24 protein-coding genes and 1 pseudogene are annotated in these 25,408 nt (G+C 66.2%); 14 read left to right on the top strand and 11 right to left on the bottom strand.

Going from position 1 to position 25,408, the window contains the following annotated elements:
* Position 1 precedes the first annotated feature (1 nt).
* Both BN973_RS32215 and BN973_RS23855 read right to left on the bottom strand, forming a co-directional pair.
* Complete coding sequence (locus BN973_RS32215) at positions 2–4,819, bottom strand: PPE domain-containing protein (RefSeq protein WP_036471176.1); 4,818 nt, start codon at positions 4,817–4,819, stop codon at positions 2–4.
* A gap of 307 nt (positions 4,820–5,126) precedes the next feature.
* A complete protein-coding gene (locus BN973_RS23855) occupies positions 5,127–6,308 on the bottom strand; it encodes a DUF6542 domain-containing protein (protein ID WP_036471175.1) in 1,182 nt (393 codons plus the stop codon).
* 134 nt (positions 6,309–6,442) lie between these two features.
* Between BN973_RS23855 and ychF the strand changes: the two genes are divergently transcribed.
* From ychF to BN973_RS23825, 7 genes are all read left to right on the top strand, one after another.
* Positions 6,443–7,516, top strand: a complete 1,074-nt coding sequence (gene ychF, locus BN973_RS23850) for a redox-regulated ATPase YchF (protein ID WP_036471174.1) — start codon at positions 6,443–6,445, stop codon at positions 7,514–7,516.
* Between the two features lie 83 nt (positions 7,517–7,599).
* Positions 7,600–7,998, top strand: a complete 399-nt coding sequence (locus tag BN973_RS23845; RefSeq protein ID WP_036471173.1) for a VOC family protein — start codon at positions 7,600–7,602, stop codon at positions 7,996–7,998.
* A 221-nt stretch (positions 7,999–8,219) separates the two neighbouring features.
* Positions 8,220–8,576, top strand: coding sequence for a hypothetical protein (locus BN973_RS30750; protein WP_198048956.1), 357 nt, complete (start codon positions 8,220–8,222; stop codon positions 8,574–8,576).
* A complete protein-coding gene (locus BN973_RS23840; RefSeq protein WP_036472979.1) occupies positions 8,576–9,127 on the top strand; it encodes a VOC family protein in 552 nt (183 codons plus the stop codon). The genes BN973_RS30750 and BN973_RS23840 overlap by 1 nt, the downstream gene beginning before the upstream one ends.
* 13 nt (positions 9,128–9,140) lie before the next feature.
* Complete coding sequence (locus BN973_RS23835) at positions 9,141–9,650, top strand: nitroreductase/quinone reductase family protein (RefSeq protein ID WP_036471172.1); 510 nt, start codon at positions 9,141–9,143, stop codon at positions 9,648–9,650.
* A gap of 99 nt (positions 9,651–9,749) precedes the next feature.
* Positions 9,750–10,403 carry a peptidoglycan endopeptidase gene (locus BN973_RS23830; RefSeq protein WP_407067595.1) on the top strand — a complete coding sequence of 218 codons (654 nt, stop codon included), beginning with the start codon at positions 9,750–9,752 and terminating at the stop codon, positions 10,401–10,403.
* A gap of 346 nt (positions 10,404–10,749) precedes the next feature.
* Positions 10,750–11,073, top strand: coding sequence for a putative quinol monooxygenase (locus BN973_RS23825; RefSeq protein ID WP_036471170.1), 324 nt, complete (start codon positions 10,750–10,752; stop codon positions 11,071–11,073).
* On the opposite strand, the gene BN973_RS23820 is transcribed toward BN973_RS23825, so the two are convergent.
* Genes BN973_RS23820 through BN973_RS23810 form a run of 3 tightly spaced genes read right to left on the bottom strand, consistent with a single transcriptional unit; the run spans position 11,070 to position 12,930 of the window.
* Positions 11,070–11,750 (bottom strand): hypothetical protein, encoded by a 681-nt coding sequence (locus tag BN973_RS23820; RefSeq protein WP_036471169.1) that lies wholly within the window; start codon positions 11,748–11,750, stop codon positions 11,070–11,072. The two genes, BN973_RS23825 and BN973_RS23820, sit on opposite strands and share 4 nt — an antisense overlap.
* 3 nt (positions 11,751–11,753) lie before the next feature.
* Positions 11,754–12,125 (bottom strand): carboxymuconolactone decarboxylase family protein, encoded by a 372-nt coding sequence (locus tag BN973_RS23815; RefSeq protein ID WP_036471168.1) that lies wholly within the window; start codon positions 12,123–12,125, stop codon positions 11,754–11,756.
* Positions 12,118–12,930: an SDR family oxidoreductase gene (locus tag BN973_RS23810; RefSeq protein ID WP_036471167.1), complete on the bottom strand. Its 813-nt coding sequence runs from the start codon at positions 12,928–12,930 to the stop codon at positions 12,118–12,120. Before BN973_RS23810 ends, BN973_RS23815 begins: the two co-directional genes overlap by 8 nt.
* Positions 12,931–12,951: 21 nt before the next feature.
* On the opposite strand from BN973_RS23810, the gene BN973_RS31455 reads away from it, so the two are divergent.
* Positions 12,952–13,110, top strand: a complete 159-nt coding sequence (locus tag BN973_RS31455) for a hypothetical protein (protein WP_169718238.1) — start codon at positions 12,952–12,954, stop codon at positions 13,108–13,110.
* Between the two features lie 66 nt (positions 13,111–13,176).
* Here BN973_RS31455 and BN973_RS23805 read toward each other — a convergent pair whose 3' ends face one another.
* Complete coding sequence (locus BN973_RS23805) at positions 13,177–14,013, bottom strand: adenylate/guanylate cyclase domain-containing protein (protein ID WP_036471166.1); 837 nt, start codon at positions 14,011–14,013, stop codon at positions 13,177–13,179.
* 124 nt (positions 14,014–14,137) lie between these two features.
* Between BN973_RS23805 and BN973_RS23800 the strand changes: the two genes are divergently transcribed.
* Together BN973_RS23800 and gnd are read left to right on the top strand one after the other, a co-directional pair.
* The gene (locus BN973_RS23800) at positions 14,138–15,547 is read left to right on the top strand and encodes a glucose-6-phosphate dehydrogenase (RefSeq protein WP_036471165.1); all 1,410 of its coding nucleotides are present in this window, start codon (positions 14,138–14,140) and stop codon (positions 15,545–15,547) included.
* Between the two features lie 11 nt (positions 15,548–15,558).
* Positions 15,559–16,587: a phosphogluconate dehydrogenase (NAD(+)-dependent, decarboxylating) gene (gnd, locus tag BN973_RS23795; RefSeq protein ID WP_036471164.1), complete on the top strand. Its 1,029-nt coding sequence runs from the start codon at positions 15,559–15,561 to the stop codon at positions 16,585–16,587.
* Here gnd and BN973_RS23790 read toward each other — a convergent pair.
* The gene (locus BN973_RS23790) at positions 16,584–17,453 is read right to left on the bottom strand and encodes an alpha/beta fold hydrolase (protein WP_036471163.1); all 870 of its coding nucleotides are present in this window, start codon (positions 17,451–17,453) and stop codon (positions 16,584–16,586) included. The genes gnd and BN973_RS23790 overlap by 4 nt on opposite strands.
* Positions 17,454–17,535: 82 nt before the next feature.
* Between BN973_RS23790 and BN973_RS23785 the strand changes: the two genes are divergently transcribed.
* The 3 genes from BN973_RS23785 (at position 17,536) to BN973_RS23775 (ending at position 20,249) form a co-directional block, all read left to right on the top strand.
* A complete protein-coding gene (locus BN973_RS23785) occupies positions 17,536–18,024 on the top strand; it encodes a VOC family protein (protein ID WP_036471162.1) in 489 nt (162 codons plus the stop codon).
* Positions 18,025–18,115: 91 nt separating this feature from the next.
* On the top strand, positions 18,116–19,018 hold the full coding sequence (locus tag BN973_RS23780; protein ID WP_036471161.1) for an alpha/beta fold hydrolase: 903 nt from the start codon (positions 18,116–18,118) through the stop codon (positions 19,016–19,018).
* A 4-nt stretch (positions 19,019–19,022) separates the two neighbouring features.
* Positions 19,023–20,249 (top strand): wax ester/triacylglycerol synthase domain-containing protein, encoded by a 1,227-nt coding sequence (locus BN973_RS23775; protein WP_036471160.1) that lies wholly within the window; start codon positions 19,023–19,025, stop codon positions 20,247–20,249.
* Between the two features lie 3 nt (positions 20,250–20,252).
* Here BN973_RS23775 and BN973_RS23770 read toward each other — a convergent pair.
* Positions 20,253–20,534 (bottom strand): annotated as a pseudogene (locus BN973_RS23770) (MarR family transcriptional regulator); the annotation flags it as partial.
* Positions 20,535–20,788: 254 nt separating this feature from the next.
* On the opposite strand from BN973_RS23770, the gene BN973_RS23765 reads away from it, so the two are divergent.
* Entirely contained in the window at positions 20,789–21,301 is a 513-nt protein-coding gene (locus BN973_RS23765) for a DoxX family protein (protein ID WP_036471159.1), read from the top strand.
* Here the strand turns inward: BN973_RS23765 and BN973_RS23760 are convergent.
* The 3 genes from BN973_RS23760 to BN973_RS23750 all read right to left on the bottom strand — a co-directional run bounded on the left by BN973_RS23760 (position 21,298) and on the right by BN973_RS23750 (position 25,317).
* Entirely contained in the window at positions 21,298–22,323 is a 1,026-nt protein-coding gene (locus tag BN973_RS23760) for a GGDEF domain-containing protein (RefSeq protein ID WP_051641465.1), read from the bottom strand. The genes BN973_RS23765 and BN973_RS23760 overlap by 4 nt on opposite strands.
* 105 nt (positions 22,324–22,428) lie before the next feature.
* Positions 22,429–23,793 (bottom strand): flavin monoamine oxidase family protein, encoded by a 1,365-nt coding sequence (locus BN973_RS23755; RefSeq protein ID WP_036471157.1) that lies wholly within the window; start codon positions 23,791–23,793, stop codon positions 22,429–22,431.
* A 99-nt stretch (positions 23,794–23,892) separates the two neighbouring features.
* Positions 23,893–25,317, bottom strand: a complete 1,425-nt coding sequence (locus BN973_RS23750; RefSeq protein WP_139830330.1) for a short-chain fatty acyl-CoA regulator family protein — start codon at positions 25,315–25,317, stop codon at positions 23,893–23,895.
* Positions 25,318–25,408: the final 91 nt, after the last annotated feature.

Raw genomic sequence — 25,408 nt, 5'->3', positions numbered from 1 at the left:
GTTAGTCGACGCTGGACAGCAGTGCGTCTGCGGGGGAGAACAGGGCGTTGTTGAGGGCGTCAAAGTCGAATTGCGGTTGGATTCCGGCGTTTCCGGCCAGGCCCGGTGAGCCCACCAGGCCGCCCGTTGCCGACAGTGCGGGTGTCGTCCCTGGACCCGGGGTGCCGCCGATCGGGGAGCTCAGGGTCACGGTGGCGGGACCGAAGATGCCGTTGGCGTTGGCGGCGCCGCCCGGGTAGACGATGACGGTGTCGCCAGGGCCGATGATCAACGAGCCGGGGTCCTCGATCAGGACCGAGGCCTCGGCTTCGACGATGAGGGTGCCGCCGGTATCGACGGTCAGGGTGCCGCCGGCGCCGCCGGTGTTGAGGGTGACGAGGCCGTCGGCGTCGATCGTTAAGGCGCCGCCGGTGTTCACGGTCAGGCTGCCACCGGTGTCGACGGTGACGGTGGTGTTGGCGCCGAACTCGACGGTGCTGCCGGCGTCGACGGTCAGGGTGCTGCCGGTGTCGATGGTCGCCGTGCCGCCGGGGGCGACGGTGAGCGTACCGCCACCCGTGACGTCGACGGTGCCTCCGAGGTTGACGCCGAGGCTGGACGCGGTGAGGGTGCCGCTGTTGGTCAGAGTGCCGCCGTCGACCGTCAGGCTGCCGGCGGGGTCGATGGCGATCGCGGCGCCGGTGTGCACCGTGAGGGTGCCGCCGTCGACGGTGACGATGCTGGCGTGATCGGCGGCGATTGCGGCGCCGGTGTGCACGGTGACGGTGCCGCCGTGCACGGTCAGGGTGCTGGCGTCCAGGCCGATACTGCCGTGGATGGCCAGGGTGCCGCTGTCGAGGGTGAGGGTGGAGGTGCTGTTGACGGTCAGACCGCCGCCTGACTCGATCGTGATGGTGCCGCCGTGCAGGGTCAGCGCGCTGGCGTGCCCGGCCGCGATGACGGCATTGGTGTGCACGGTCAGGGTGCCGCCGTCGACGGTGAGGCTGCTGGCGTCGAGCCCGATAATGCCGCCGCTGTCCAGGGTGATCGAGCCGCCGGAGTGCACGGTCAGGGTGCCGCCGTCCAACAGGCTGACCGAGCCGTGGCTGCCGACGGTCACCGACCCGGAGTCGATCGTCAGGACGCCCCCGTTACTGACGTTGAGGGTGCCGCCGAGTTGGACGACGGATCCGTTGTCGAGGGTGAGGGCGCCGCTGTTGATGGTCAGAGTGCCGCCGCTGTGGACGCTGAGGGTGCCGGTATTGACGTCGAGGGTGCCGGTGACGGTGAGCGTGCCGCCGTCGTCGACGGTCAGGGTGCCGCCGGTGTCGACGGTGAGAGCGCCGCCGACATCGACGGTGCCGCCGACGTCGAGGGTGCCGCCGGTGTCGACGGTGAGGCTACCGCCGAGGTCGATGGTCAGGGTGCCGCCGTTGTCGATGGTGAGGCTACCGCCGCTGACATCGAAAGTGCCGCCGGTGTCGACGGTGAGGTTACCGCCGAGGTCGATGGCCACGGTGCCGCCGGCATTGACGTCGACGGTGCCGTTGACGGACAGGCCGCCGTGGACGTCGACCTGTCCGGCGTTGGTGACGGTGAGGCTGCCCTCGACGTTGAGCGTGCCGTCGGGGTTGACGATCAGGGAGCCGCCGTCGAAAAGTTGACCGTCGGCCCCGACGGTGAGGTTGCTGCCGGTGCCGTCGATGCTCAGGGTGCCGCCGGTTTGGACGGACAGGGTGCCGTTGACGTCGACCGAGCCGTCGGTGCTGATGCTCAGGGTGCCGCCGGCATTGACGGTGAGGGTGTTGTCGCCGGTATCGACGGTGACGGTGCCGTCGCTGACGGTGAGCAAGCCACCGTTGTTGACGTTCACCGCGCCGTTGGCGACGCCATTGTCGACGGTGAGGGTGCCGCCGGTATCGATGGTGAGGGTGCCGCCGGCATTGACGTCGACCGTGCCGCCGTTGACGGAGACGGTGCCGCCGTCGACCCAGACTGTGCCGGCGTCGATCGACATGCCGCCGTCGAGGTTGAGGGTGCCGCCGGTGTCGACGGTGAGCAAGCCGTTGGTGTTGACGTCGAGGGTGCCCCCGGTGTTGACGGCGAAGGTGCCGCCGGCGACGTCGACCTGACCGGTGTTGTCGATGGTGAGGCTGCCGTCCGCGTCGATGGTCAGGAAGCCGCCGTCGAGGATGTCGAGGTCGCCGCCGGTGACGGTGGCGCTGCCGTCGGTGCCGATGTTGATCTGGCCGTAGACGTCGAGGTTGCCGTCGACAATCAGCGTGCTGCCGCTGTCGACGATGTCGACCGTGCCGCCATTGCTGTAGACGGTCATGGTGCCGTGGACGGTGACGGTGCCGCCATTGCCGACATCGATCCCGTTGTAGGCGTTGAGGACGCCGCCGGGGTCGACGGTGAGGGACCCCGCCTGGATGTTGATGTTGCCGCCGGGATCGAGGGCGCCGGCGGCTTCGAGGTCGACGGTGCCGCCGCTGTGGACGGTGAGGCCGCCGCCGTTGGCGACATTGATCTGGCCGTCCACGTGGAGGTTGGCGTCGATAATCAGCGTGCTGCCGCTGTGGATGATGTCGACCGTGCCGCCCTGGCTGTAGATGGTCATGTCGCCGTCGACGGTGAGCGTGCCGTCAAGGATGCTGAGACCGCCGCGGACACCGAGAGTGCCGCCCGGGTGAACGGTGAGGGATCCGCCCTTGATGTACAGGATGCCGTCGTCCAAGACTTCGAGCTGGCCGTCGACGGTGAGGATGCCGCCGTCGAAGACTTGCACCCCGCCATTGGTTTCGATGTTGAGGACGCCGCCGTGTTCGATGATGACGGTGCCGTGGATGTCGATTTCGGAGCTGGGGTTGACGAAGACGGTGCCGCCGTCGGCGATGTGGAGGTCGCCGTTGACGGTGAGGGTGGTGTTGAAGTCAGCGACGGTCAGGGTGCCGCTGACATCGAGGCGGCCGGCGGTGTCGATGGTGACGGAGACGCCGTTGGTCACGTCGAAGATGCCGCTGACGCTGACGGTGCCGCTGTCGATGTGGAGGGAGCCGCTACTGACGTCGAGGGTGCCGCCAACGGTGACGGTGCCGCCATCGACGGTCAGGGTGCCGCCGTCGACATTGAGGGTGCCGTCGACGGTGACGATGCTGCTGTCGAGGGTGACGGTGCCGCCGTTGACGTCGAGGGTGCCGTCGACGCTGACGAGGCTGCTGTCGAAGGTGACGGTGCCGCCGTCGACGCTGAGGGTGCCGTCGACGGTGACGGCGCTGCTGTCGACGGTGAGGCTACCGCCGGTATTGACCTCGACGGTGCCGCCGGCGTCGACGGTCAGGGTCGCGCTGCCGACGTTCATGTTGCCGTCGACGGTGAGGGTGCCACCGTCGACGGTGACGCTGCCGTTGACCACGTTGACGGTGCCGTCGATGGTGAAGGTGCCGCCGTTGGCAGCCAGCGTCGAGTTGTTGACGCTCATGCTGCCGTCGACGGTCAGGGTGCCACCGTTGAGGGTGAGTGTGGCGTTGTCGACCGTGACGGTGCCGTCGATGGTGACGGTGCCGCTGTCGACGGTCAGGGTCGCGCTGCCGACGTTCATGCTGCCGTCGACGGTGAGGGTGCCACCGTCGACGGTGACGATGCCGCCATTGAGGACGTTGGCGGTGGCGGAGGAGTTGACGGTGAGGGTGCCGCCGTCCAAGACGTTGACGCTGCCACCGTCGAAGACCCAAGCGGTGGCGGAGGAGTTGATGGTGAGGTCGCCGCCGCTTAAGACGTCAATGATGCCGCCATTGGCGGTGAGGCTGCCGCCATTCACCGAGACGGTGCCGCCGTTGATGACGAGGCCGCCGCCGTTGGCGAGATAGACCCCACCGCTGGGGCTGATGGTGAGAACGCCGCCGCTGTTGATGGTGATGAGACCGCTGTTGAAGGCATAAACGGTGCCGCCGTTGACGGTGACGGTGCCACCGCTGTTGATGGTGAGGGTGCCGTAAACGGTGACGGTGCCGGAGTTGACAGTGAACTCGCCGTTGACGATCAGGCTGCCGTTGACGGTGACGGTGCCGCCGTCGACGATCAGGCTGCCGCCGTTGTCGACGACGACGGAGCCGCCGAGGTCGACGCTGAGGGTTTGGCCGGGGCCGATGGTGAGGGTTTCGCCGGCGCCGATGGGCAGGGACTGGCCGGGGCCGACGGTGATGTCGGCGTCGAGGAGGTTGGCGTTGAGTTGGGTCAGGGAGTCCGCTTGGGCGCCGGTGGTCTCGGCGGTGGCTTGGGCGACGGCGTCGGCTTGGGCGAGTTCACCGGTGTCGTTGGTGGTGGGTGGGGGCTCGTCGAAGGTGGTCAGGGTGGCCGCGGCCTCCGAGTCGGTGGCGTAGGCGTACATGGCGGTGGCGTCTTGAATCCACATCTCCATGTATTCGGCTTCGGTGGCCGCGATCGCTGCGGTGTTTTGGCCGAAGAAGTTGGTCGCGGTCAGCACCATGAACTCGGCGCGGTTGGCGGCGATCAGTTCGGGGGGCACGGTCATGGTGTAGGCCGCTTCGTAGGCGGTGGCCGCGGCGGCGGCCTGGGCGGCAGTCTCTTCGGCTTGCGTGGCGCTGGCCTGCAGCCATTCCACGTAGCCTCCGGCGGCGGCGGCCATGTTCATCGAGGAGGGGCCCAGCCACGCCTGTCCGGTGAGACCCGCGATTTGGGCCGAGTAGTTGCTGGCGGCGGATTCCAGTTCGATGGCCAGTGCTTCCCAGGTCGCCGCGTTGGCCAGCATGGGGCCCGGTCCGGGGCCGGCGTATATCAGGCCGGAGTTGATTTCCGGGGGCAGCAACCCAAAGTCCATGGCGCCACTCGTATTCGCTCGACGGTAACGATTTGCGACGAGATTCTATTCAATATCTGACGCGCGTCTAATGGGACCGTGTGAATGGTGCGTAACTGCGGAATTAACGCCAGGACTCTGCAGTGACCACCACGTTGTTTTCTATGAAATTTGTTTGCGTTTAACGTGAATCCCAAGGGCTGCTTGACGCCTCTTCGGGGTGGCCTTTGCGGCGCAAGCTGGCACGCTGAACTACTACAGGCAAGAAATTTCTAAGCGCACAATGCAATTGGCGAACTTCGGCGTCGGCAAATTGCTCGCGCAAGCCCTAGGCGTCGTACTCCCAGGAGTCGGCCGGGGGCCTCTCCGGGGGCCGGCCGTTCGCCCGTGGCCGGCCGCGGCGCTGCTCGTCTGACGGGCCCGATCCCCGATAGCGGACCTGCGAGATCGGATGGTGCGTCGAGTCATTGCCTTTCGACCCGTTGGCCCGACGTCGCCGAGGCTCCGCGGACGGCTGATAGGACTCGTACGGCTCGTAGGGCTGGTACCGGTCGAATTGCCGCGCCGCCCCGGGCCGCTCGTACCTGTCGTAGTCGTCGAAGCGGCCGGCGCGCGGCGCCGAGCGCTCGTAGGGATCGGGGCGGCTGCGCGGGTCTCGACGCCCTTCCCGTTGCGGCTGGCTCCGCCGGTCCGGGTCGGTCTGCGGCCTCGGGCGGCGCGACCGGCGCGGCGGGTCGGCGGGGTCGTAGTCGCGCGGCGGGGATTGGCGCCGCCGGCGTGGCCGCTCCGCAGCGGGGTCGTACTGCTCCTCCGGCGACGGGCGGGCGTGCCGGGACCGGCTTCGGCCGGAACTCGTCGCGGGCCGGCTGCCGCGCGACGTTCGGCTGCTTCTGGCCGAGGCCCTCGAGGGGCTGCGCTGTGAATCGGTGGACTCTTGTTCGTCGGCGTCGTGGTCGTCGGACGATGCGACGCCGAGCAGCGCGTTCAGTTTCGCGCTGACGGCGCGCAGGAACGGCGACTTCTCCGCAACGCCGGGGCTGGCGGTCGCGGTGTCCTCGGTGGCCGGCTCCGGTCGGTGCGGTGCCCCGAAATACCACCTGACCAGGCCGATCATCAGCACACCGCCGGCGGCGCCCAGCATCAGCGGGAAACGCTCGATGAGCGGATAGCCGCAGTTGATCAGCAGGTCTTTGAGGCTGGCGATCTTGCCGCCGTGGAACAGCCAATAGGCGCCCGGTACCGCGCAGAAAAGGATCAGCGGCGGCTGGATGACGGCGGTGAACAGCCCTTCCTGACGGACGGCCAGCACCGCCGCCACGCAGCCCGCTATATAAAGGCCGGCGAAGATGCCGGTCAGCTCCTTATGGCCGAGTCCGGAGTCGATGCCGTACCCGATTGCGGTCGCGGTCACGGCGAGAAGCAGGGCTATCCACGACGGCACACCCGGAATGCCGGGGTGAATCGAGCGATGGGCAGCTCCTACTGCCGAGGTTCCCCGCTGCGTTGACACATGTAGACCGTACCGGCAATGGGCCAAAACCCCCGTAAATACCTTGTTAGGGATGCCGGGCGTGCCACCGGTTCACCGCGGAGACGGTCCGCGACGCCCTGGGTCCCGGCGCGGAGCCCTAGACTTGGTTCCCCGTGAGCCTGAGCTTGGGAATCGTGGGCCTGCCGAACGTGGGCAAATCGACCCTGTTTAATGCGCTGACCCGGAACAACGTGGTCGCGGCCAACTATCCGTTCGCGACGATCGAACCGAACGAGGGCGTCGTCGCGCTGCCCGATCCGCGCCTGGACAAGCTGGCCGAGATGTTCGATTCCGAGAAGATCGCGCCGGCGCCTGTGACATTCGTCGACATCGCCGGAATCGTGAAGGGCGCCTCCGAGGGAGCCGGGCTCGGCAACAAATTCCTGGCCAACATCCGCGAGTGCGACGCGATCTGCCAGGTGGTGCGGGTGTTCGCCGACGACGACGTCGTGCACGTCGACGGCAAGGTCGACCCGGGCTCCGACATCGAGGTGATCGAGACCGAGCTGATCCTCGCCGACCTGCAGACACTGGAGAAGGCCGTCCCGCGGCTGGAAAAGGAAGCCCGCAACAACAAGGAGCGCAAGCCCGTGCACGAGGCGGCCGTCGCCGCCGAGGCGATACTGAACTCGGGCAAGACACTATTCGCGGCCGGTGTCGACCCATCACCGCTGCGCGAGCTGAACCTGATGACCACCAAGCCGTTTCTGTATGTGTTCAACTCCGACGAGTCCGTGCTCACCGACGAGGCCCGCAAGGCCGAACTGCGCGCGATGGTCGCGCCCGCCGACGCGGTGTTCCTCGACGCGAAAATCGAATCCGAACTAACCGAACTCGACGACGAGTCGGCCGCCGAGTTGCTCGAGTCCATCGGGCAGACCGAACGTGGCCTAGATGCGTTGGCGCGGGCGGGTTTTCATACTCTGAAGTTGCAGACCTATCTGACGGCGGGCCCAAAAGAGGCGCGCGCGTGGGTGATTCGACAGGGTGACACTGCGCCCAAGGCCGCCGGGGTGATCCACACCGATTTCGAGAAGGGTTTCATCAAGGCCGAAATCGTGTCCTACGACGACTTGATCGACGCCGGGTCGATGGTGGCGGCCAAGGCGGCCGGCAAGGTCCGGATGGAAGGTAAGGACTACGTGATGGCCGACGGCGACGTGGTCGAGTTCCGGTTCAACGTCTAGATCGAGTTGTCGGTGGGACTGTCTAGTATTCGCGGACGAAGGCGCTGTGGGCACAGCGCGATACGGCCGCGAATGGAGACCCTGTGAAATTTGTATCGACTCGCCTCATCACCGCAGATGTCGGCCGTTTGGTCGCCTTCTATGAAACGGTCACCGAAGTCGCCGCCGTCTGGAGCAACGAACTGTTCGCGGAGATCCCAACGCCGGTTGGCGTGCTTGCCATTGGCAGCGACAAGACCGTCCCGTTGTTCGGAGAAGGATCCGCGGAGCCGGCAGCCAACCGAAGCGCGATCATCGAGTTCCTCGTCGGCGATGTGGACGCCGAATACGAACGTCTCCGCGGCAGCGTCGGCGACGTGGTCACCACACCGACGACCATGCCATGGGGTAATCGCGCGCTGCTGTTTCGCGACCCGGACGGCAACTTGGTAAACCTGTTCACCCCTGTCACCGACCAGGCGCGCGCCAAATTCAGGTTATGAAGATTTCACACCGAGACGGCAGACGTAGAGTTTCGAGGCACCCGGCCGACGTCCAAATAGCTTACAACATCGAAACTTTCGTGCTGGGGCGACGGCGGGGATCTGCAGATCACGGGCTTGTACCCGATGGTCGAATCGGTCGACTCCGTCGGCGACCCCGACGCTCGTCGCCTCGAGAATCGGAAGTAGACGTAGTCGGCCCCGCCGACCATTCTTAAGGGATGGCGACGGTAAAGCACGAGTGGGCTCGGCTGTTCGTTGGTAGCGGACTGGCGCTGTCCGCGTTGGTTCTGGCCGGAGGTGTCGCCCGGGCGACCCCGGCGCCCGCGCCCACCAACCACTGGTGCCCTGGTCAGCAATGGGATCCGGCGTGGGGCACCGACTACCACTGGGACTGGAATCAGTGCCACGACTGGCAAGGTCCGGCTCCGGCGGGTTGGGGGCCCTGGGGGCCGCCCCCGCCGTGGGCGCCGCCGCAGCCACCTCCGCCGTCATGGGCCCCGCAGGCTCACCTGATGTGGAACCCGACTAGGGGTGCATGGGGATTCTTCAACAACGGGATCTGGACGCCGGTCTGATGCGGTGGCGTGGTGTCAGTCACGTCGAGTTCGCGGTTCTGGACTATGACGAGTCCATCGCGTTCTACGACGCGTTGTTCGGCTGGCTCGGCTACAGCAGCTTTTCGTCGCTGAACATGGAGTATCAGTCGATCTACTACATGACGCGTAACGCCAACCCGCACAGCTACATCGGCATTCAGCCGGCTCGTTCTGGAGACAAGCTCACGCACGGCGATCAGGCGGTCGGTATCAACCACATCGCGCTGTGGGCTCGCAACCGAAGGGAGGTCGATCGCTTCCATAACGATTTCTTGATCGGGCACGACGTCCCAGTCACCGACGAACCGAAGGAGTACCCGCAGTATTGGCCCGGCTATTACGCGGTGTTCTTCGACGACCCGATCAATGGTATTCATTGGGAGCTGGCGTGGATACCGAAAGTACCTACACCCCACCAAATTTGGTCTTTTTCACGCGCTGTGAGTGTCTTCGGCAAAAGTAGGTCGGATCTGGCGAACACGGTGCCAGGGGTCATGCGGCAGGCGAGGCGAACCCTCCCGCGCCGGTAAGTAGGGTCGTAGCATGCCGCTGCACTACGTCGACCCGACCGAGGAGTACGGACGCTGGTATCGGGCCCTGGAACGCTTCGGGCGCTCGCGTGCGGCTGGCTTCATGGCGCGACATCTCTTCTGGCACATCGACCCCTGGCTGCACCGCGCCACGGGCGGGCGCTACCCGTCCATCCTCGGCGGGCTGTCGTCGGCCCCGTTGATCAGCACGGGCGCAAAGTCGGGCCTGCCGCGAGAGCATCAGCTCGCCTACGTCCACGATGGGCCCGACGCGATCCTGGTCGCCTCTTATCTGGGCCAGCCCAAGAATCCGCAGTGGTACCACAACCTGAAGGCGCATCCGCAGTGCCGGTTCGGCGACGAGGATTTCGTAGCCGTGGAGGTCACCGATCCCGACGACTACGAGCGCCTGTACGCGCTGGCCGAGCATGTCTGCGTCAACTACCGCGACTATCGCGTCAAGGCGGCCGCGATCGGCCGGCGGATCCCGGTGTTTCGCCTCAGACCCGCTTCGGCGGGATAACGCCAGGCCAAAACGGATTCAGCCCTTTCGTTTCGGGGAATATGCAATGTCGTGACTTATTTGCTGTAGGTGCGGTCCAGGCCATTAATTAATTGACACGTGACGCGCGCCACAAATTTTGGATTGCTAACTACCTTGTTGCTAGTGTCCCTCCGCATGATTGTTCTTGCATCGTTGATATCGCTGATCAATCAGGTATCCGGGACGCCCTATATTGCGGGTGGAGATTCTCCCGCGGGTACCGATTGCTCGGGACTCGTCTCGTGGGTTGTAAATGCTGCAACCGACAGGCCGGTTTATGGAAACCGCTTTAATACCGGGAATGAAGAAGCCGCGCTATTGGCGCGGGGCTTTCAGTATGGAACGGCCCCCAACGCGTTGGTTGTCGGCTGGAACGGTGGCCACACGGCAGTGACCCTGCCCGACGGCACCCCGGTGTCCAGCGGGGAACGCGGCGGCGTGCACATCGGTGGCGCCGGCGCTTACCAGCCCGGATTCACCCACCACATGTTCTTGCCGATGCCTGCGGACGGGGACGGCGCTCCAACGGGGCTGCCGGGCCTACCGCCTCCGCCTCCAGACGCACCGCCCCCGCCGCCCGTTTTGGTGGGAGCCGTCGCGCCCGAAATGCCGGCGCCACCGGCGCCGGAAATGCCGCCGGCGCCCGAAATGCCCGCACCCCCGGCGCCCGAAATGCCGGCCCCGCCGGCGCCGGAATTGCCGCCGCCCGGCGATCCCGGAATTCCGAATTGATAAATAATCGGGTGGCGCGCGTGTCATCTAATTCCGCGAAAGAACTGCGGGGTGGATCACACTGATCGCGTTGCGTGCTTGGCATCAGTGAAGTAGTCGATAAAACCACATCGTTGTGGGCCACGTCACAACTTCCTGAGTGTCGGCGTGAATTCGGTTAGCGCTGGACAAAAGCAAAGTCCGCCTAGACGTCAATCACGACATCTAGGCGGACTTTGCTGTTGGAGCAAAACCGACCCGAAATGCCACATCGGTCACACCCCACACCCCGCGGCCCGTATATCCTGGCGCTGCCCATCGGAGGATGGGCAGCCAAGCGCATCGGGAGCTGCGAGCGGGGACCGCAATGATCTTCATCGTCGTCAAGTTCGAAACCAAGCCCGACTGGGCCGACCGCTGGCCGGACCTGGTTGCCCCGTTTACCGCGGCGACTCGCGCCGAAGCGGGCAACTTGTGGTTCGAGTGGTCGCGCAGCCTGGAGAACCCGGCGGAGTACGTCTTGGTGGAGGCGTTTCGCGACGGTGACGCCGGCGGGGTCCACGTCAACAGCGACCACTTCAAGCGCGCCATGCAGGAATTTCCGCAGGCACTGAAGTCGACGCCCAAGATCATCAGTCAGACGATCGACGCGACCGGCTGGTCGGAGATGGGGGAGATGTCGGTCGACTAGCCGACAGCGACCTCGATTTCGTTGCCCAGCCGATATCCCGGCGCCAGCGGCAGCGTGTCGCCACTCCAAAATGACCCCGGGTCAAAGTAGTTCGAGTACTTCTCGGTGCTGAGCAATCCCATCTCCTCGTACGTGATTGCCACCGTCTCCGCGCAGTACGCCGTTTCCAGTCCGACCCGCTGCCGCTGTTTGCGTCGTTGCGTCGACTCTCGAATCTTCTTATCTACGAAGGGAATTCCCTTCGTCCAGTCGTAGACCGTCGGGATCCGGCCACGAAACCATCGGGCGGTCAACCGGGCGGTAGTGGGAAACGCGGTGCCATCCATCCGCGCGATCACCCGCAGCAGCTGGTCCTCTTGTTCGCGGGTGGGATGCGGCGTCAGCTGACGCAGCCAGCAGCGCTGGTGGTAGCGCTCGCTCCACTGCAGCACGGCCTGGTGCATATCGTTGAGCTGCACACCGCGATGGTTGGTGCCGGTCCATAGGTCGATGAGCTTGTCGCCGAGTTCGGCATGCCAGATCAGCGGTGGCAGGTCGTCGATGGCCACGGTCATGCCGACATGGTTCACCGGACTGTTGGTCAAGGTCTGGATGGCACGGTCGGGTCCCGAGCCGCCGCGGAACAACCACAGGTCGCCGGTCCGGGTCTCGTTCAGCGCTTCCTGCAGGCTGAGCATGGCTTAGGAGTTCGCCAGCACTTCGCGCGCGACGGCGCGTGCACTGGCGGCCGCCGGAAAACCCGCGTAGCCGGTCATGTGGTAGATCACCTCGGAAATCTCCTCGATGGTCAGCCCGTTGCGCAGCGCGATGGGGAAATGCGCCTTCAGTTCGTCCGAAGCCCGCAGCGCGATCAGCGCACCCAGGGTGACCAGGCTGCGTGAGCGGCGGTCCAATCCGGGCCGCGTCCAAAGCGATCCGAAGACATGATCGAGGCCCAACTCGAGGAGTTCACCGGCTACGCCGTCGTCGCGCAGGCTGGTGGCGCCGTCCGGGATCAGGCCGGGCAGCATGTCCCTGAACACTTCCAGTCCCTGAGCGCGCACATCAGTCATCGGTATCCGCCTTTCCTAAGGGTTTTCGGGAGATCTGGTAGTCGATATAGCCATCCCAGTCCTCGAGGCGACGGCGCAACTCGTCGACCACTTGAGGATGAGTGGGCACGAAGAATCGGTTGTGCAGGATCGCATCGGCGACCAGTTCCCCGACGGTCGCCGGGTCCAGCAACTCGAATTGCTCGCCGGGAATCCGCAGGGGCGCGCCGTCGCCGAACGTCGGTACGTCGGCCGCGATATTCGTCAGCACCGGCCCGGGGCATAGCAAGGTGACGCCAATGTTCTTGGGTCGCAGGTAAATCGCCAAGGCCTCGCTCATTTGCACGATAGCGGCTTTACTCGCCGCATACGGCATCCGATCGTAGGAGTAGGTGAAGAGCCCGGCAAAGGACGCGGTGTTGACCAGATGCCCGCTGCCCTGATCGAGCAGCAGCGGCAGGAATGCAGCGTTGCTGCGGACCACCGACATCAGGTTGATGTCGAGAATGCGTTGCCACTCCGCGACGGGAATGTCTTGTGGCAGGCCGTTTGTCAGGACGCCGACGTTGTTGACCACGATGTCGGCTCGGCCGAATCGCTGTAGTGCCACGTCCCGAATGCCTTCGAACGCTTGGGGATCCGAGACGTCTGCGCGATGCGGCAGCACCGCCGCACCCGCCTCGTGGGCGAGAACCTGGATACCGTCGTCGTCGAGGTCGACCGCCACGATGCGGGCGCCCCGGTCCGCCAAGGTGCGGGCGATGGCGCGGCCGATGCCGCTGGCCGCCCCGGTGATGACGGCGACCTTGTCGCGAAGGGTGTCCATGGCGGTAATAGCGTGTCAAGTATGCGCAGCATTTGGAAGTGGATCGGCCTGGCCGGCGTCGCCGGTGTCGTGGCCGGGGGTGCGCTGGTCGTGCGTGATCAACGCAAACGCCGCGCCTACACCGCCGACGAGATCCGCGCCCGGCTGCACCAGCGGCTCGCCGAGTCCGATGCGCCATGACGCGCTGTCGTCGATCCCGCGACACTTAACCGGTTGCGACGACACGCCGCGGCGGGTCGCCATGGGTTAAGTCTCGAGAACGCCGGCGACACCCGCCGACACCGAGAACAAGCGATAACTGCCCGAGAAGCCCTTCAGCTCCACGTCGCGGCCTTCGTCGAACCGGATGTCGTCACAGTCGCGCAGCGCGTCGCGCACCGGCTCGCTCACCAGGATCTGCCCACCGACGGCCTGGGCCGCTACCCGCGCCGCCATCGCGACATTGCGCCCGAACAGATCGTCGCCGCGACGCACCGAGCGGCCCATGTGAATGCCGATCCGGACCCGAATCTCCTCGTGCCGCTTGCGTTTTGCGTCCCGGCGCAGTTCGGACTGAAGATCGATGCCGCACCGCACCGCCTGCTCGGCGCGGGCGAAGGCGATCATGAAGCCGTCGCCCTGGCTCTTGACCACGTGGCCGGACCGGCGCTTCACCAGCCCGGACACCAGCTTGTCGTGCGAGCTGATCAGCCGGACCCAGGCGCGGTCGCCGATCCGCTCGTTCAGCGCGGTGGACTCCTCGATGTCGGAGAACAGGATCACCACCCGGCCGTCCGGCGTGACCCGCGCGAGATCGGGCCGCTCGACCTCGGCCCAGTCGGCGAGGTCTTCGATGCTGCTGCGCACCGCCGCGCCGAAGCCCTCCTTGCGCATCACGTTGGCGGTGTTCCACGCCGTCTTGAGGGCCTCCCGGCCGCCGGAAATCAGCCAATTGCGGGTGTCGGCACGTTGCCTTAACTCCTCGGCCTCCTCGCGGCTACGAACCAGCAACCTGCCCATCACGCCGAGTGCGCAGGCTTCGATCACGGCAACGCCGGCCAGGACGTAGACCGCGATATGCAGTGCATCACCCACGTCTCGCATCCTTGCAAAGCGCGCGACGGCTTCCGGTTGTCGGCCCTATCAGCAGTGTCTAGGGTTGAGTGCGATCGCCCCCGGGTAGTGCAGCTCGAGTGAACCGGTCCGGTGACTTTTGGGAGGTTCGGTCTTGGCCGACGACGGTGGTGATTCGTCCAACCTGCTGGTGATCTTCGGAATTACCGGTGATCTGGCCCGCAAGATGACGTTTCGCGCGCTGTATCGGCTCGAGCGCCGCAATCTGCTGGACTGCCCGATCCTGGGCGTGGCGAGCGACGAAATCAGCGTCAAGAAGTTGATCGAGCGGGCGCGTACCGCCATCAACGATGCCGGGGAGAAGATCGACGACGAGGTGTTCGATCGGCTGGCCAATCGGTTGGACTACATCCACGGCGACGTCACCGACCGCGATCTCTATCACCGGCTCGCCGAGCTGATCGGTTCGGACTACCGCCCGCTGTACTACCTCGAGATGCCGCCCGCGCTGTTCGCGCCGATCGTCGAGGGCCTCGCGCGCGAGGGCCTGGTGGAGCGGGCTCGCGTCGCGGTGGAAAAGCCGTTCGGCCATGACCTGAAGTCCGCCTGCGAACTCAACGATCGGCTGCACGCGGTGCTGGACGAAGACCAGATCCTGCGGGTGGACCACTTCCTGGGCAAGCAGCCCGTGGTGGAACTCGAATGCCTGCGCTTCGCGAACCAGGCGCTGGCCGCAGTGTGGGACCGCCAGAGTGTGTCGGAGATTCACATCACGATGGCCGAGAACTTCGGCGTCGAGGACCGGGGCAGGTTCTACGACAAGGTCGGCACCCTGCGCGACGTGGTGCAGAACCATCTGCTGCAGGTGCTTGCCATGGTCGCGATGGAACCGCCGGTCGGCGGCAGCGCCGACGACCTCAACGACAAGAAATCCGAGGTGTTCCGCGCGATGCCGGCGCTGGACCCCGAGCATTGTGTGCGCGGTCAGTACCACGGCTACACCGACGTCGACGGGGTGGCGAAGGATTCGCAGACCGAAACGTTCATCGCGCTGCGCACCGAGATCGACAACTGGCGCTGGTCTGGAGTGCCCATCTTCTTGCGGGCCGGTAAGGAACTGCCTGAGAAGGTCACCGAGGTGCGGCTGTTTCTGCGCCGCGTTCCTCAGCTGGCCTTCCTGCCGCACCGCAAGACGGCCGAGCCCAACCAGATCGTGCTGCGCATCGACCCCGAGCCGGGCATGCGAATTCAGTTGTCCGCCCAAGTCGATGACGAATGGCACGACGTCCACCTGGACTCGCTGTTCGCCACGGACCTGGGCGAAGCGGAGGGCCCGTATGAGCTGCTGCTGCACGCCGCGCTGACCGGCGATCGCCAGCTTTTCGCGCGGGAAGACAGCATCGAGCAGACGTGGCGCATCGTCCAGCCGCTGCTGGACAAGCCGAGCGAGATTCACCCCTACGAGCCCGGGTCTTGGGGGCCCGAGGCCGCGCAGTCGCTCGTCCGCGGTCACCGCCATTGGCAAGACCCGTGGTTCCCTCCGAAAACGAAGTCGGGACAGTAAGGAGACCGGAAGTGCAGCTGGGAATGATCGGCCTGGGCCGAATGGGTGCCAACATCATCCGTCGAGTCGTCGACGGCGGACACGAGGGCGTGGTGTACGACCACGACAAGGAAGTCGTCAAGACCCTGGCCAGTGAGAAGGGAATGACCGGGGCGTTCTCGGTTGCGGAGCTGGCCGAGAAGATGACCGCGCCGCGGATCGTCTGGGTGATGGTGCCCGCGGGTGACATCACCACCTCGGTGATCGAGGAGCTGGCGAACACCCTCGAGTCCGGCGATATCGTGATCGACGGCGGCAACTCCTACTACCGCGACGACCTCAAGCACTCAAAGCTGCTGTCCGAGAAGGGGATTCACCTCATAGACTGCGGCACCAGCGGTGGGGTCTGGGGCCGGGAGCGTGGTTACTGCCTGATGATCGGTGGCGACGACTACGCCTTCGAGCACGCGGAGCCGCTGTTCAAGGTCATCGCGCCCGGGGTCGACGCCGCTCCGCGCACCCCCGGCCGCGACGGCGAGGTCGCCCAACCCGAGAAGGGCTACCTGCACTGCGGCCCGTCCGGGGCGGGTCACTTCGTCAAGATGGTGCACAACGGCATCGAGTACGGAATGATGGCCTCCCTCGCCGAGGGGCTCAACATTCTGCGCAATGCCGACATCGGCACCCGCGTCGAAAAGGGCGATGCCGAAACCGCGCCGCTGTCGAATCCCGAGTGCTACCAATACAACTTCGACATCGCCGATGTCGCGGAGGTGTGGCGCCGGGGCAGTGTCGTCGGCTCCTGGCTGCTGGACCTGACCGCGATCGCGCTGCACGAATCGCCCACCCTGTCCGAATTCTCCGGCCGGGTCTCCGACTCGGGGGAGGGCCGCTGGACTGCGATCGCGGCGATCGACGAAGGCGTGCCGGCACCGGTGCTCACGACCGCGTTGCAGTCCCGCTTCGCTTCGCGCAGCCTCGACGACTTCGCCAACAAGGCGCTCTCGGCGATGCGCAAGCAATTCGGCGGGCACGCGGAGAAGCCGGGAGTGGGCGGCTAACCGGTCAGCCGCTTGACGAATTGGACAACGACGTCGCTGAAGGCGTCGTTGTCGTCGCCGGCGGCGGTGTGTCCGGCGTCGGACAGCTCGACGAACTCCGCACGCGGGACCGTCGCCAGGAAGTGCTTGACGCCTTCGGGGCTGACGACGTCGGAGAGTTTGCCGCGGATCAACAGGACCGGGATCGTCAGATCCGCCGCGGCACGCTCGAAGTTGTCGGTGCGCAACTCCGGGTCATCGCCGGGGGCGGTCATGAACGCCGGATCCCAGTGCCAGTACCAGCGTCCGTCGCGCAGCCGGAGGTTCTTCTTCAGTCCGTCGGGGCTGCGCGGCTTTTCCCGATACGGCAAATAGGCGGAGACGGCGTCGGCGGCTTCTTCCAGCGAAGCGAAGCCGTGCAGGTTGGTCAGCATGAAATCCCGGATGCGGGCGCTGCCGGTCTTCTCGTACCGTGGCACCACGTCGACCAGCACCAAGCCGGTCACCTTCTCCGGGCCCGCTTTGTCGGCGACCAGGATGCCGGTCAACCCGCCCATGCTGGCCCCGATCAGCACGACGGGCCGGCCGATCGCGTCGAGGACATGCAAAACGTCGCCCATCAGCGTCTCGATCGCGTAGTCCGCGCCCGGCGCCCGGTCGCTGTCGCCGTGCCCGCGGCTGTCCAGCGCCACGACGTGGAAGCCCTCGTCGGCCAGGACCTGGCCGGTGTTCTTCCAGGAGAATCGGTTTTGGCCGCCGCCGTGCAACATCAGGATCGACGGTCGGCCCGCGATCGCGGCGTCACGGTTCCATTCGTCGGCGACCAGGCCGATACCGCCGACACCAGCGAATTTGACCGTCTGGGGGCTGCTGCTCACGGTGCTCATCGATCTGACGTTACATAGTCGCTCGATGAGTTCTCGCGGTCGCCGGGGTCTATCGGTGAAACCCGACAGATAGGAGACGCTCGTGCCATCGATCACGCCCTCGCTGTGGTTCGACCACAACATGGAAGAGGCGGTGACGTTCTACGCCTCGGTGTTCCCCAACTCGCGGATCGAGGACCTCAACCGGGCCACCGACGCGGGCCCCGGCGAGCCCGGCTCGGTGTTGTCGGGCACGTTCGTGTTGGACGGCAACCGGTTCATCGGCATCAACGGCGGTCCGCATTTCACGTTCAGCGAGGCGGTGTCCTTCACGATCGACTGCAAGGACCAGGACGAGGTGGACTACTACTGGGACCGGCTGACCGACGGCGGCGAGGAAGCGCCGTGCGGCTGGTGCAAGGACCGCTTCGGGCTGAGTTGGCAGGTGATCCCGCAGCGGCTCTACGAGCTGGTCAGCCATCCCGATCCGGCCTGCGCGACGGCCGCGACCCAGGCGATGTACGGCATGCGCAAAATCATCCTGGCCGACCTCGAGCGGGCGGCGGCGCAGGCGGCGAGTGAAAACCCTTGATGCAGTAAGGGTTCAGGGTTTCTTTCACTCCGGTGTTAGGTTGGTCCGTGCGGACGCGCCGAACAGGAGTGAACATGGCGGACTACCCGAGATGACCGAGCCGCGGTGGATCGACGTGCCGGGCCCTCCCGCCGACCTCAAGGCGCTGACCTGGGGCCCCGCAAGTGCCCCGATCGCCTTGTGTCTGCACGGCTTCCCCGACACGGCCTACGGCTGGCGCAAGCTGGCCCCGCTGCTCGCCGGGGCCGGCTGGCGTGTCGTCGCACCGTTCATGCGGGGATATGCGCCGTCGTCCATTCCGGACGACGGCAGCTATCACGTCGGCGCGATCATGGATGACGCGCTGCGGGTGCGCGAGGCCGCCGGGGGCACCGATCGCGACGTGCTGATCGGACACGACTGGGGCGCACTGGCGGGCACCGGCCTGGCCGCGATGCCCAACAGCCCGTTCACCAAGGCCGTGATCATGTCGGTGCCCGTCTCGGCTGCGTTCCGCGGTCAGGTGAGCGAGCGCGGACGGCTGGCGCGTCAGATTCCTCGTCAGCTGCTGCGCAGCTGGTACATGTTCTATTTCCAATTGCCTTTCCTGCCTGAGCGTTCCGCGTCGTGGGTGCTGCCGCGGTTGTGGCGGCGGTGGTCTCCGGGTTACCACGGTGCCGAGGAGGACCTGCGCCACGTCGACGCCGCGATCGGAACGCCGGAAAGCTGGCGGGCGGCGCTGGGGACCTACCGCGCCACGCTTCGCAACACCCGCCCGCCGCAGCGGTATGCCGAGCTGAACCAGCTGTGGACCGAGGCGCCGATCCTGCCGACGCTGTATCTGCACGGCCGCGACGACGGTTGCATGACTCCGGCTTTCGCCCACTGGACCGAAAAGGTGCTGCCCGCCGGCAGCGACGTGGCGATCATCGATCATGCCGGGCATTTCCTGCAGCTGGAACAACCCGAGAAAATCGCCGAGCGGGTGCTGGCGTTCATCGGCTCACCCGGCTGACGTCATGGCTGCGCGCCGCATGGCGGCCGTCGATGCGCAGTTCTACTGGATGTCGGCCAAAGTCCCCAACGACGAGTTCCTGCTGTACGCATTCGACGGCGAACCCGGCAATCCGGATCGCGCCATCGACGAGATCCTTCGCCGGGCTCGGGCGTGCCCCGAGTTGATGCTGCGGGTCGAGGATGGCTGCTCGCTGACCTATCCGCGCTGGGTCCCCTCGCCGGTGGCGCCCGGGCAGGTCGTCCGCCACGACGTGGCCGACCACGGCTGGCAGGCCTGCCTGGCGGCGGTGGCGGGCTTGGCCGACAGCCAGCTGGACCTTCGCCGCGTGCCCTGGCGGCTGCACGTGTTCACGCCGGTGCTCGGCATTCCCGGCGTCGACGGCCCGGGCGTCGTGGCGGTCTTGCAGGCACCGCACGCGCTGGCCGACGGCGCTCGCGGGGCGGCGCTGGCGGGCTGGCTGTTCGGGCGGGCCGCTCCGGTGCCCGCGGTGCGACGGGCGTCGCCGGGCTGCTTCGCGTGGCGGGCCGCCGAGGCCGCCTGGAAGCATCGCCAGTTGCTTCGCGACACCGCGCCGGGGGCCGGCACTCGGCCGCCGCTTTTGACCAATGCCCGCCCCGACGGTACGCGTTCGATCCGCACGCTGGTGCGACATCGCGCACAGCTACGCGGACCCAGCGTCACCGTCGCGGTGCTCGCCGCCGTGTCGACCGCGCTGTCCCGGCTGCTTGCCGACGGGACCGATGCGCTGGGTGCGGAAGTTCCGATGGTCAAACCCGGTGTGCCCCAAGCCAATAACCATTTCGGCAATATCGTGGTCGGGCTCTACCCGCGGCTCGAGCTGGACGCGCGGCTGGATCGGATCGCCGCCGACCTGGCCAACGGCCGGCGCCGATTCGAACATCCCGCGACACGTGCGGGGGACCGCGCGTTCGCCGCGGTGCCTGCCCCGCTACTACGTTGGGGCATCTCACAATTCGACTCCGAGGTGCGGTCCGCGCAGGTGCTGGGCAACACCGTGGTGTCCAGTGTCAACCGCGGGCCCGCCGATCTGCGGTTCGGGGAGGCGCCGGTGGTGCTGACGGCCGGCTATCCCGGGCTGTCGCCGTCGATGGGCCTGACGCACGGAGTGCACGGCATCGGCGAGACCATCGCGATCAGCGTCCATACGGCGGAGTCCGTGATCGCCGACGTCGACACCTACCTGGAGCTGCTCGATGCCGCGCTGTAGGACCTATTGCGCGTCACCGGATCTCGCCGCTTCCTCGCGGGTCAGCCCCGCGGCACCGATCAGCTCCTCGTGCCATTCGAACCACACGGTCTGATACGAGTCGATCGGCGGCCGGGTCAGCCAGGTGAAGTCCCCGGCCTTGACTTTGCCAAGTGCCGCAACAAGTTTCACTGAATAGGCGGTCAACCGCGGCACCTGGGCCGCGCCTCGAAGATCGGCAACTACCCGGGCGTGCACGTCGTCGAGGCGGACCAACACCGCTGCGTCGTAGTCGGCGTCGTCGTGCGCGCGCAGCGGGCTGACCCTCGCGCGAGGTCTGAGCCCACGCTGACCAACAGCGGTCGTACCGCAGGCCCACCACGGTGGTGATGCGGAAGCGAGTGGCGCCGGCAGGCCTGGTCGTCGCGTCACTTCGATGGCGTGGCCGTTGTTGCCCGGGATCTCCCGCGGATGAACCGCGTGGCCGTTAAGCAACACCACGGTGTGGTCCGCTCACCGTTGCTGTTACCCGATCAGCCCGATGATCTAGGTTTGCACGTATGACTCCCTACGACGTCGGATTACTGATCCTGCGGCTGGTGCTGGGCGTGACATTGGCCGCGCATGGCTACAACAAGTTCTTTGGCGGCGGCCGCATACCGGGTACCGCGCGCTGGTTCGAGAGCATCGGTATGAAGCCGGGCAAGTTCCACGCGACGGTGGCCGCCACCACCGAGATCGCCGCCGGGCTGGGGCTGGCGGCCGGGCTGCTCACGCCGATCCCGGCCGCGGGCTTTGTCGCGCTGATGCTGGTTGCGGCCTGGACCGTGCACCGCGCCAACGGCTTCTTCATCGTCAAGGAGGGCTGGGAGTACAACCTGGTCCTGGCGGTCAGCGCGGTCGCGGTGGCGGCCCTGGGCCCCGGCCGGCTCAGCCTGGACTGGGTGATTTTCGGGGTCAACAACCCGCTGATGGGCTGGAACGGACTGCTGATCGCGGTGGGACTCGGGCTCGCCGGCGGGCTTGGCCTGCTGCTGATCTTCTATCGTCCGCCGGCCAAGCAAGCCGGCTAGATGCCGAGGGCGCCCGGAATCTTCTTGCGCTTGGCGTCGTAGAGTTCGGCGTCGGCGGCGGCGTACAGCGCGGCGATGTCGGCGCTCGCACCGCTATGTGACGCGGTGCCGAGGCTGGTGTTCGGGGTGTAAAGGCGGACGTCGTCGACAAACCGCTGCGCACGGGCCGGCGTCGGGTGCGCGTCGTCGGCGATACACACCGCGAACTCGTCACCGCCCAGCCTGGCCAGAACGGCATTGGCGGGCGCTAGCTTTCGCCAGCACTCCGCGCGGCTGACCAGGTGTCGGTCGCCGGCGAGATGCCCCTGGGTGTCGTTGATCGTCTTGAAGTTGTCGATGTCGAGCACGATGACGGTGACCGTTGCCGAACGCGATCGGGCCAACAGGTCGGCGGTGGCGATCTCCCAGCCCGCGCGGTTGAGTAGGCGGGTCAGCGGGTCGGTGCACGCCGCATTGACCAGGGCCCGCATCAGCAGCCCGAACGACTCGGCGGCCCCGACGATCGCGACCGCGAAGATGAGGTAGTCGATGTACAACCTGGCCGTGTGCGAGATCGCAAGGGCGACGACCGACGCCAGGGTCAGGATCGCGACCAGGCTCGCACCACGGCGCGGCGGGTAGAACGCGCGCAGGTACATCGCCAGAAACATCGGCGCGATCAGGCACGCGAACTCGGCGGTGATCGCCACGTGGTAGGCCATCACGATGGGTGTGGCCACGATCGCCACGGCGGTGGCCGGTGCGGGTTTGTCGGGTCGCACGGCCAGCCAGACCAGGGCGGCGAGGCCAAGGACGATCGCCGCGATCCCGCCGCTGGGCTTGCCTGGCGTCAGCCCGCGGTGGATCGGGATCAAGCTGAACACCACGCCGTAGGTGAACAGGAAAGTGGTGGCGCCCAAATAGATTCGGAGCAACCGGACCTGTTGGCTGCCGTAGAAACCGCTGCCGGAATCGGCACTGAGCCGAAGCCGATACCGCCGCAGGGCTCGACGACGGAAAGGGCGTGCGACGCTAACACCCATTCCGTCAACTTTCCTGGTCAGGCCCCCGTGATGGCGACATTCGGCCCATTGTGGCACTGCCGTTTTGGCAGTGCACGTCCGGGATGACCAGGTGGGTGCGCGTGTCTAGGCGACGGTGGCGGTTTCGGCGGTGGCCACTTCGGCCGCGGCGCGCTCGCCGGACCGAATCGCTCCGTCGATCCACCCGCACATGATCGCCGAACTCTCGGTGCCGGCCCAATGGATGCGACCGCAGGGTTCACGCAAGGTGTAGCCGAATTCGGTCAGCACACCGGTGGGGGCGTGGCTGATCATGCCGCCGCCGGAGTAGCGCTCCGTACTCCAGTTCTGCAGGTGGAATTCGCGGTGTGCTTTGGCCTTATCGCCGAACCGATCGACGAGTTCGCCGATCAGAATCTCTTTCTGATCGGCGAACTCGAGCCCGGTCAATCGACGGGCCGCCGGTCCCTCGGTGATGATGCACATGATGCCCGTGTCCGCGGTGTCGGTGCAGGCGTCGATGGTCAGCGTCGCCGGGGATCCCGGCGAGGACGACTGGCCGGACAGTCCGTCGGCACGCCAAAACGGCTCGTCGTAGAAGACCGAGGTCTTGATCACCGCGCCACTGGGCATGCGCTGGTGCAGGAATGCGCGATCCACCGGCAGCGCCGGCTCGTACGCGATCGAGGTCGCGATCGCCAGTGGGATCGCGACAATGACCCGCCGCGCCCGCACCGTGAGATCGGCCGCGGTGATCGTCACGCCGTCGGCGTCTTGGGCGATCTGCCGCACCGGCTGCGAAAGATGAAGCGCGTCAGCGAGTTCGGCGACGATCGGACGGTAGATGGCGCCCATCCCGCCGACCGGGCGGGCATCCTGGGCTCCGCCCTTGCCGGAGATGACGAAGGTGGGCCCGCCGCCGGAGCCCATCTGCAGCAGCATCCACAGCAACGACGTCTCCGACCCCGCCGAGGTGTACGTGCCGCCCAACGCCATGTCCAGCATCTCCTGGGCCTGCTTGGATTTGGTGTTCTTGTGGATCCACTCACCGACGCTGATGCGGTCCCACTCCTGCGCCTTCTTGGCTTCCCACGGGGCTTCGAGCGGAATCCCCTTGCACATCTCTCCGGCGACGGTCAGGCCGTAACCCAGGTTTGCCACCGCCCAAGGGCTCATCGCCCACGGGATGGTGCCGCCGTAACGGTGTTTCTTGCCGTCGGCGATCATGATCGCGTCGCCGTCGTTGTGCTGCTTGTATTCCGGCACGCCGAACTCGTCCATCAACGCGTAGATGCGGTCCTGCCCCGGTCCGATCCACGCGCCGCCGCGGTCGACCCACGTTCCGTCCGGGTGAGTTTCGGTGAAGGTGCGACCGCCTACCCGGTCACGGGCTTCCAGCAAGGCCACCGAGTGCCCGGCCTGCTTTAGCCGCAAGGCCGCGGTCAAACCGGCGAAACCCGCCCCGACCACGCAATAATCGACGTCCGCCATGACCGGCTCCTCGGTTGCAGTTGGCTGCTGAGCAGCAAACTACACCGATCGCGAGATGCCAGCAGTCCGTTCGTGCGGAATTCATGTGCCACCGACCATTTAGGACGTGATTGCCGGCGGATAGGGCAGATCGGTGCTGGAGTGGGGGTCGACGCGCACCGGGCGGCCGAGATAGGGGAAGGCGCGTTGCGGACAGGCGGGCCGGTCACAGATCTTGCATCCGGCACCGATCGGCACTATCACCTCGGTGTCGGTCAGATCGATGCCGGCCGAGTAGATCAGCTTCTCGGCGTGTGCGACATCGCAGCCGAGCCCGATCGCGAAGCTCTTGTCCGGGCCGAGATAGCGGCTGGGCTCGCTCGTCGTGGTCCTGGCGAGCCAGAAATAGGTTCGCCCGTCGGGCATTTGAGCGATCTGAGTCAAGAACTGTCCGGGACGGGAGAAGGCATGGTGGACCACCCATAGGGGGCAGTTGCCGCCCACGCGTGAGAAGTGAAAAGCGGTGGCGGACTGGCGTTTAGAGATGTTTCCCGCGCTGTCGGTCCGGACGAAGATGAACGGGACGCCGCGCGCACTGGGGCGTTGCAGCGTCGACAACCGGTGGCAGACGGTTTCGAAGCCCACCTCGAAACGCCTTGCCAGCTGGTCGATGTCGTAGCGCATGTGCTCCGCGGCTGCGAGGAATCGCCGGTAGGGCAACAACAGCGCGCCGGCGAAGTAGTTGGCCAGCCCGATGCGCGCCACGCCTCGCGCGTCTTCGCTGAGCTGGTCGTCGCCGGCGATGAGGCCGTTGATCAACTCGGCCTGGGTGAGCAACGCGATCTGGGTCGCCAACTGAAAGGCGCGCTGCCCCGGATGAAGCCACCGAGCCAGATACAAGGTTTTCGACTCGGCGCGAAACAGGCGTTTGGAGTTGGGATTCAAGACGTCGCCATTGTCGATGACCACCGTGACACCGAGCTTTTCACGAACGAACTCGGCCAGTTGATTGTCGAGTCCGCCTGTCTGCAAACGGTTCTCGTCGAACAGCTGCTCGGCCGCGACGTCCAGATCCCCGATGTAGTTTTTGCGGTCGTAGAAGAAGTCCCGGACCTCCTCGAACGGCATCGGCTGCGGGGGACCCGCGGATATTTCGGCGCTGGCACGACTGTGCAGCGCTTCCAGGTCGGCCGTGGCGTCGTGCAGCCGGCGGTGCAGGCTGACCAGCGTCTGGCCGACCTCCGGCATGCGGGCGACGAGCTCCTCGATTTGCCCGGCCGTCGCGGGTCCTTCGGCGAAGATTTCGCGCAGGTCCGCCACTAGCCGGGCATCGGACTCGGGTGCGAAGTACTGGGTCGGTAAATCGAATCGCTCGGTGAGGGTCAGCAGCACCGGGACGGTGATCGGGCGCTGGTCATTTTCCAGCTGGTTGACGTAACTGGTCGAAAGGCCCAGGGCGCGCGCCAGCGCTACCTGAGTGAGCCCGTGCTCCTCACGTAGCCGCCTTAGCCGCGCACCGGCGAACGTCTTCGCCACCTGCAACAGGGTACGCCCACTGTCTTTCGCAAAATTCGCAAAATTGCCGCGATGAGGACACAAAATTACGCTTGTTTAGGGGATTTACCATGTTCCTTCG

The organism is Mycobacterium triplex, assembly GCF_000689255.1.
GTDB classification, from domain to species: Bacteria; Actinomycetota; Actinomycetes; order Mycobacteriales; family Mycobacteriaceae; genus Mycobacterium; species Mycobacterium triplex.
The sequence above is the reverse complement of the archived record's forward strand: the minus strand, read 5'-3'. Positions and strand labels throughout refer to the sequence as shown.

What these genes read in the sequence shown, in the direction of transcription:
- BN973_RS32215 (WP_036471176.1), bottom strand. Translation starts at nt 4,819, where the DNA reads ATGGACTTTGGGTTGCTGCCCCCGGAAATCAACTCCGGCCTGATATAC.
- BN973_RS23810 (WP_036471167.1), bottom strand. Translation starts at nt 12,930, where the DNA reads ATGGACACCCTTCGCGACAAGGTCGCCGTCATCACCGGGGCGGCCAGC.
- BN973_RS23790 (WP_036471163.1), bottom strand. Translation starts at nt 17,453, where the DNA reads ATGAGCACCGTGAGCAGCAGCCCCCAGACGGTCAAATTCGCTGGTGTC.
- BN973_RS23815 (WP_036471168.1), bottom strand. Translation starts at nt 12,125, where the DNA reads ATGACTGATGTGCGCGCTCAGGGACTGGAAGTGTTCAGGGACATGCTG.
- BN973_RS23820 (WP_036471169.1), bottom strand. Translation starts at nt 11,750, where the DNA reads ATGCTCAGCCTGCAGGAAGCGCTGAACGAGACCCGGACCGGCGACCTG.
- BN973_RS23835 (WP_036471172.1), top strand. Translation starts at nt 9,141, where the DNA reads ATGCCGCTGCACTACGTCGACCCGACCGAGGAGTACGGACGCTGGTAT.
- BN973_RS23780 (WP_036471161.1), top strand. Translation starts at nt 18,116, where the DNA reads ATGACCGAGCCGCGGTGGATCGACGTGCCGGGCCCTCCCGCCGACCTC.
- BN973_RS30750 (WP_198048956.1), top strand. Translation starts at nt 8,220, where the DNA reads ATGGCGACGGTAAAGCACGAGTGGGCTCGGCTGTTCGTTGGTAGCGGA.
- BN973_RS31455 (WP_169718238.1), top strand. Translation starts at nt 12,952, where the DNA reads ATGCGCAGCATTTGGAAGTGGATCGGCCTGGCCGGCGTCGCCGGTGTC.
- BN973_RS23840 (WP_036472979.1), top strand. Translation starts at nt 8,576, where the DNA reads ATGCGGTGGCGTGGTGTCAGTCACGTCGAGTTCGCGGTTCTGGACTAT.
- BN973_RS23760 (WP_051641465.1), bottom strand. Translation starts at nt 22,323, where the DNA reads ATGGGTGTTAGCGTCGCACGCCCTTTCCGTCGTCGAGCCCTGCGGCGG.
- BN973_RS23765 (WP_036471159.1), top strand. Translation starts at nt 20,789, where the DNA reads ATGACTCCCTACGACGTCGGATTACTGATCCTGCGGCTGGTGCTGGGC.
- BN973_RS23825 (WP_036471170.1), top strand. Translation starts at nt 10,750, where the DNA reads ATGATCTTCATCGTCGTCAAGTTCGAAACCAAGCCCGACTGGGCCGAC.
- BN973_RS23775 (WP_036471160.1), top strand. Translation starts at nt 19,023, where the DNA reads ATGGCTGCGCGCCGCATGGCGGCCGTCGATGCGCAGTTCTACTGGATG.
- BN973_RS23755 (WP_036471157.1), bottom strand. Translation starts at nt 23,793, where the DNA reads ATGGCGGACGTCGATTATTGCGTGGTCGGGGCGGGTTTCGCCGGTTTG.
- BN973_RS23805 (WP_036471166.1), bottom strand. Translation starts at nt 14,013, where the DNA reads ATGCGAGACGTGGGTGATGCACTGCATATCGCGGTCTACGTCCTGGCC.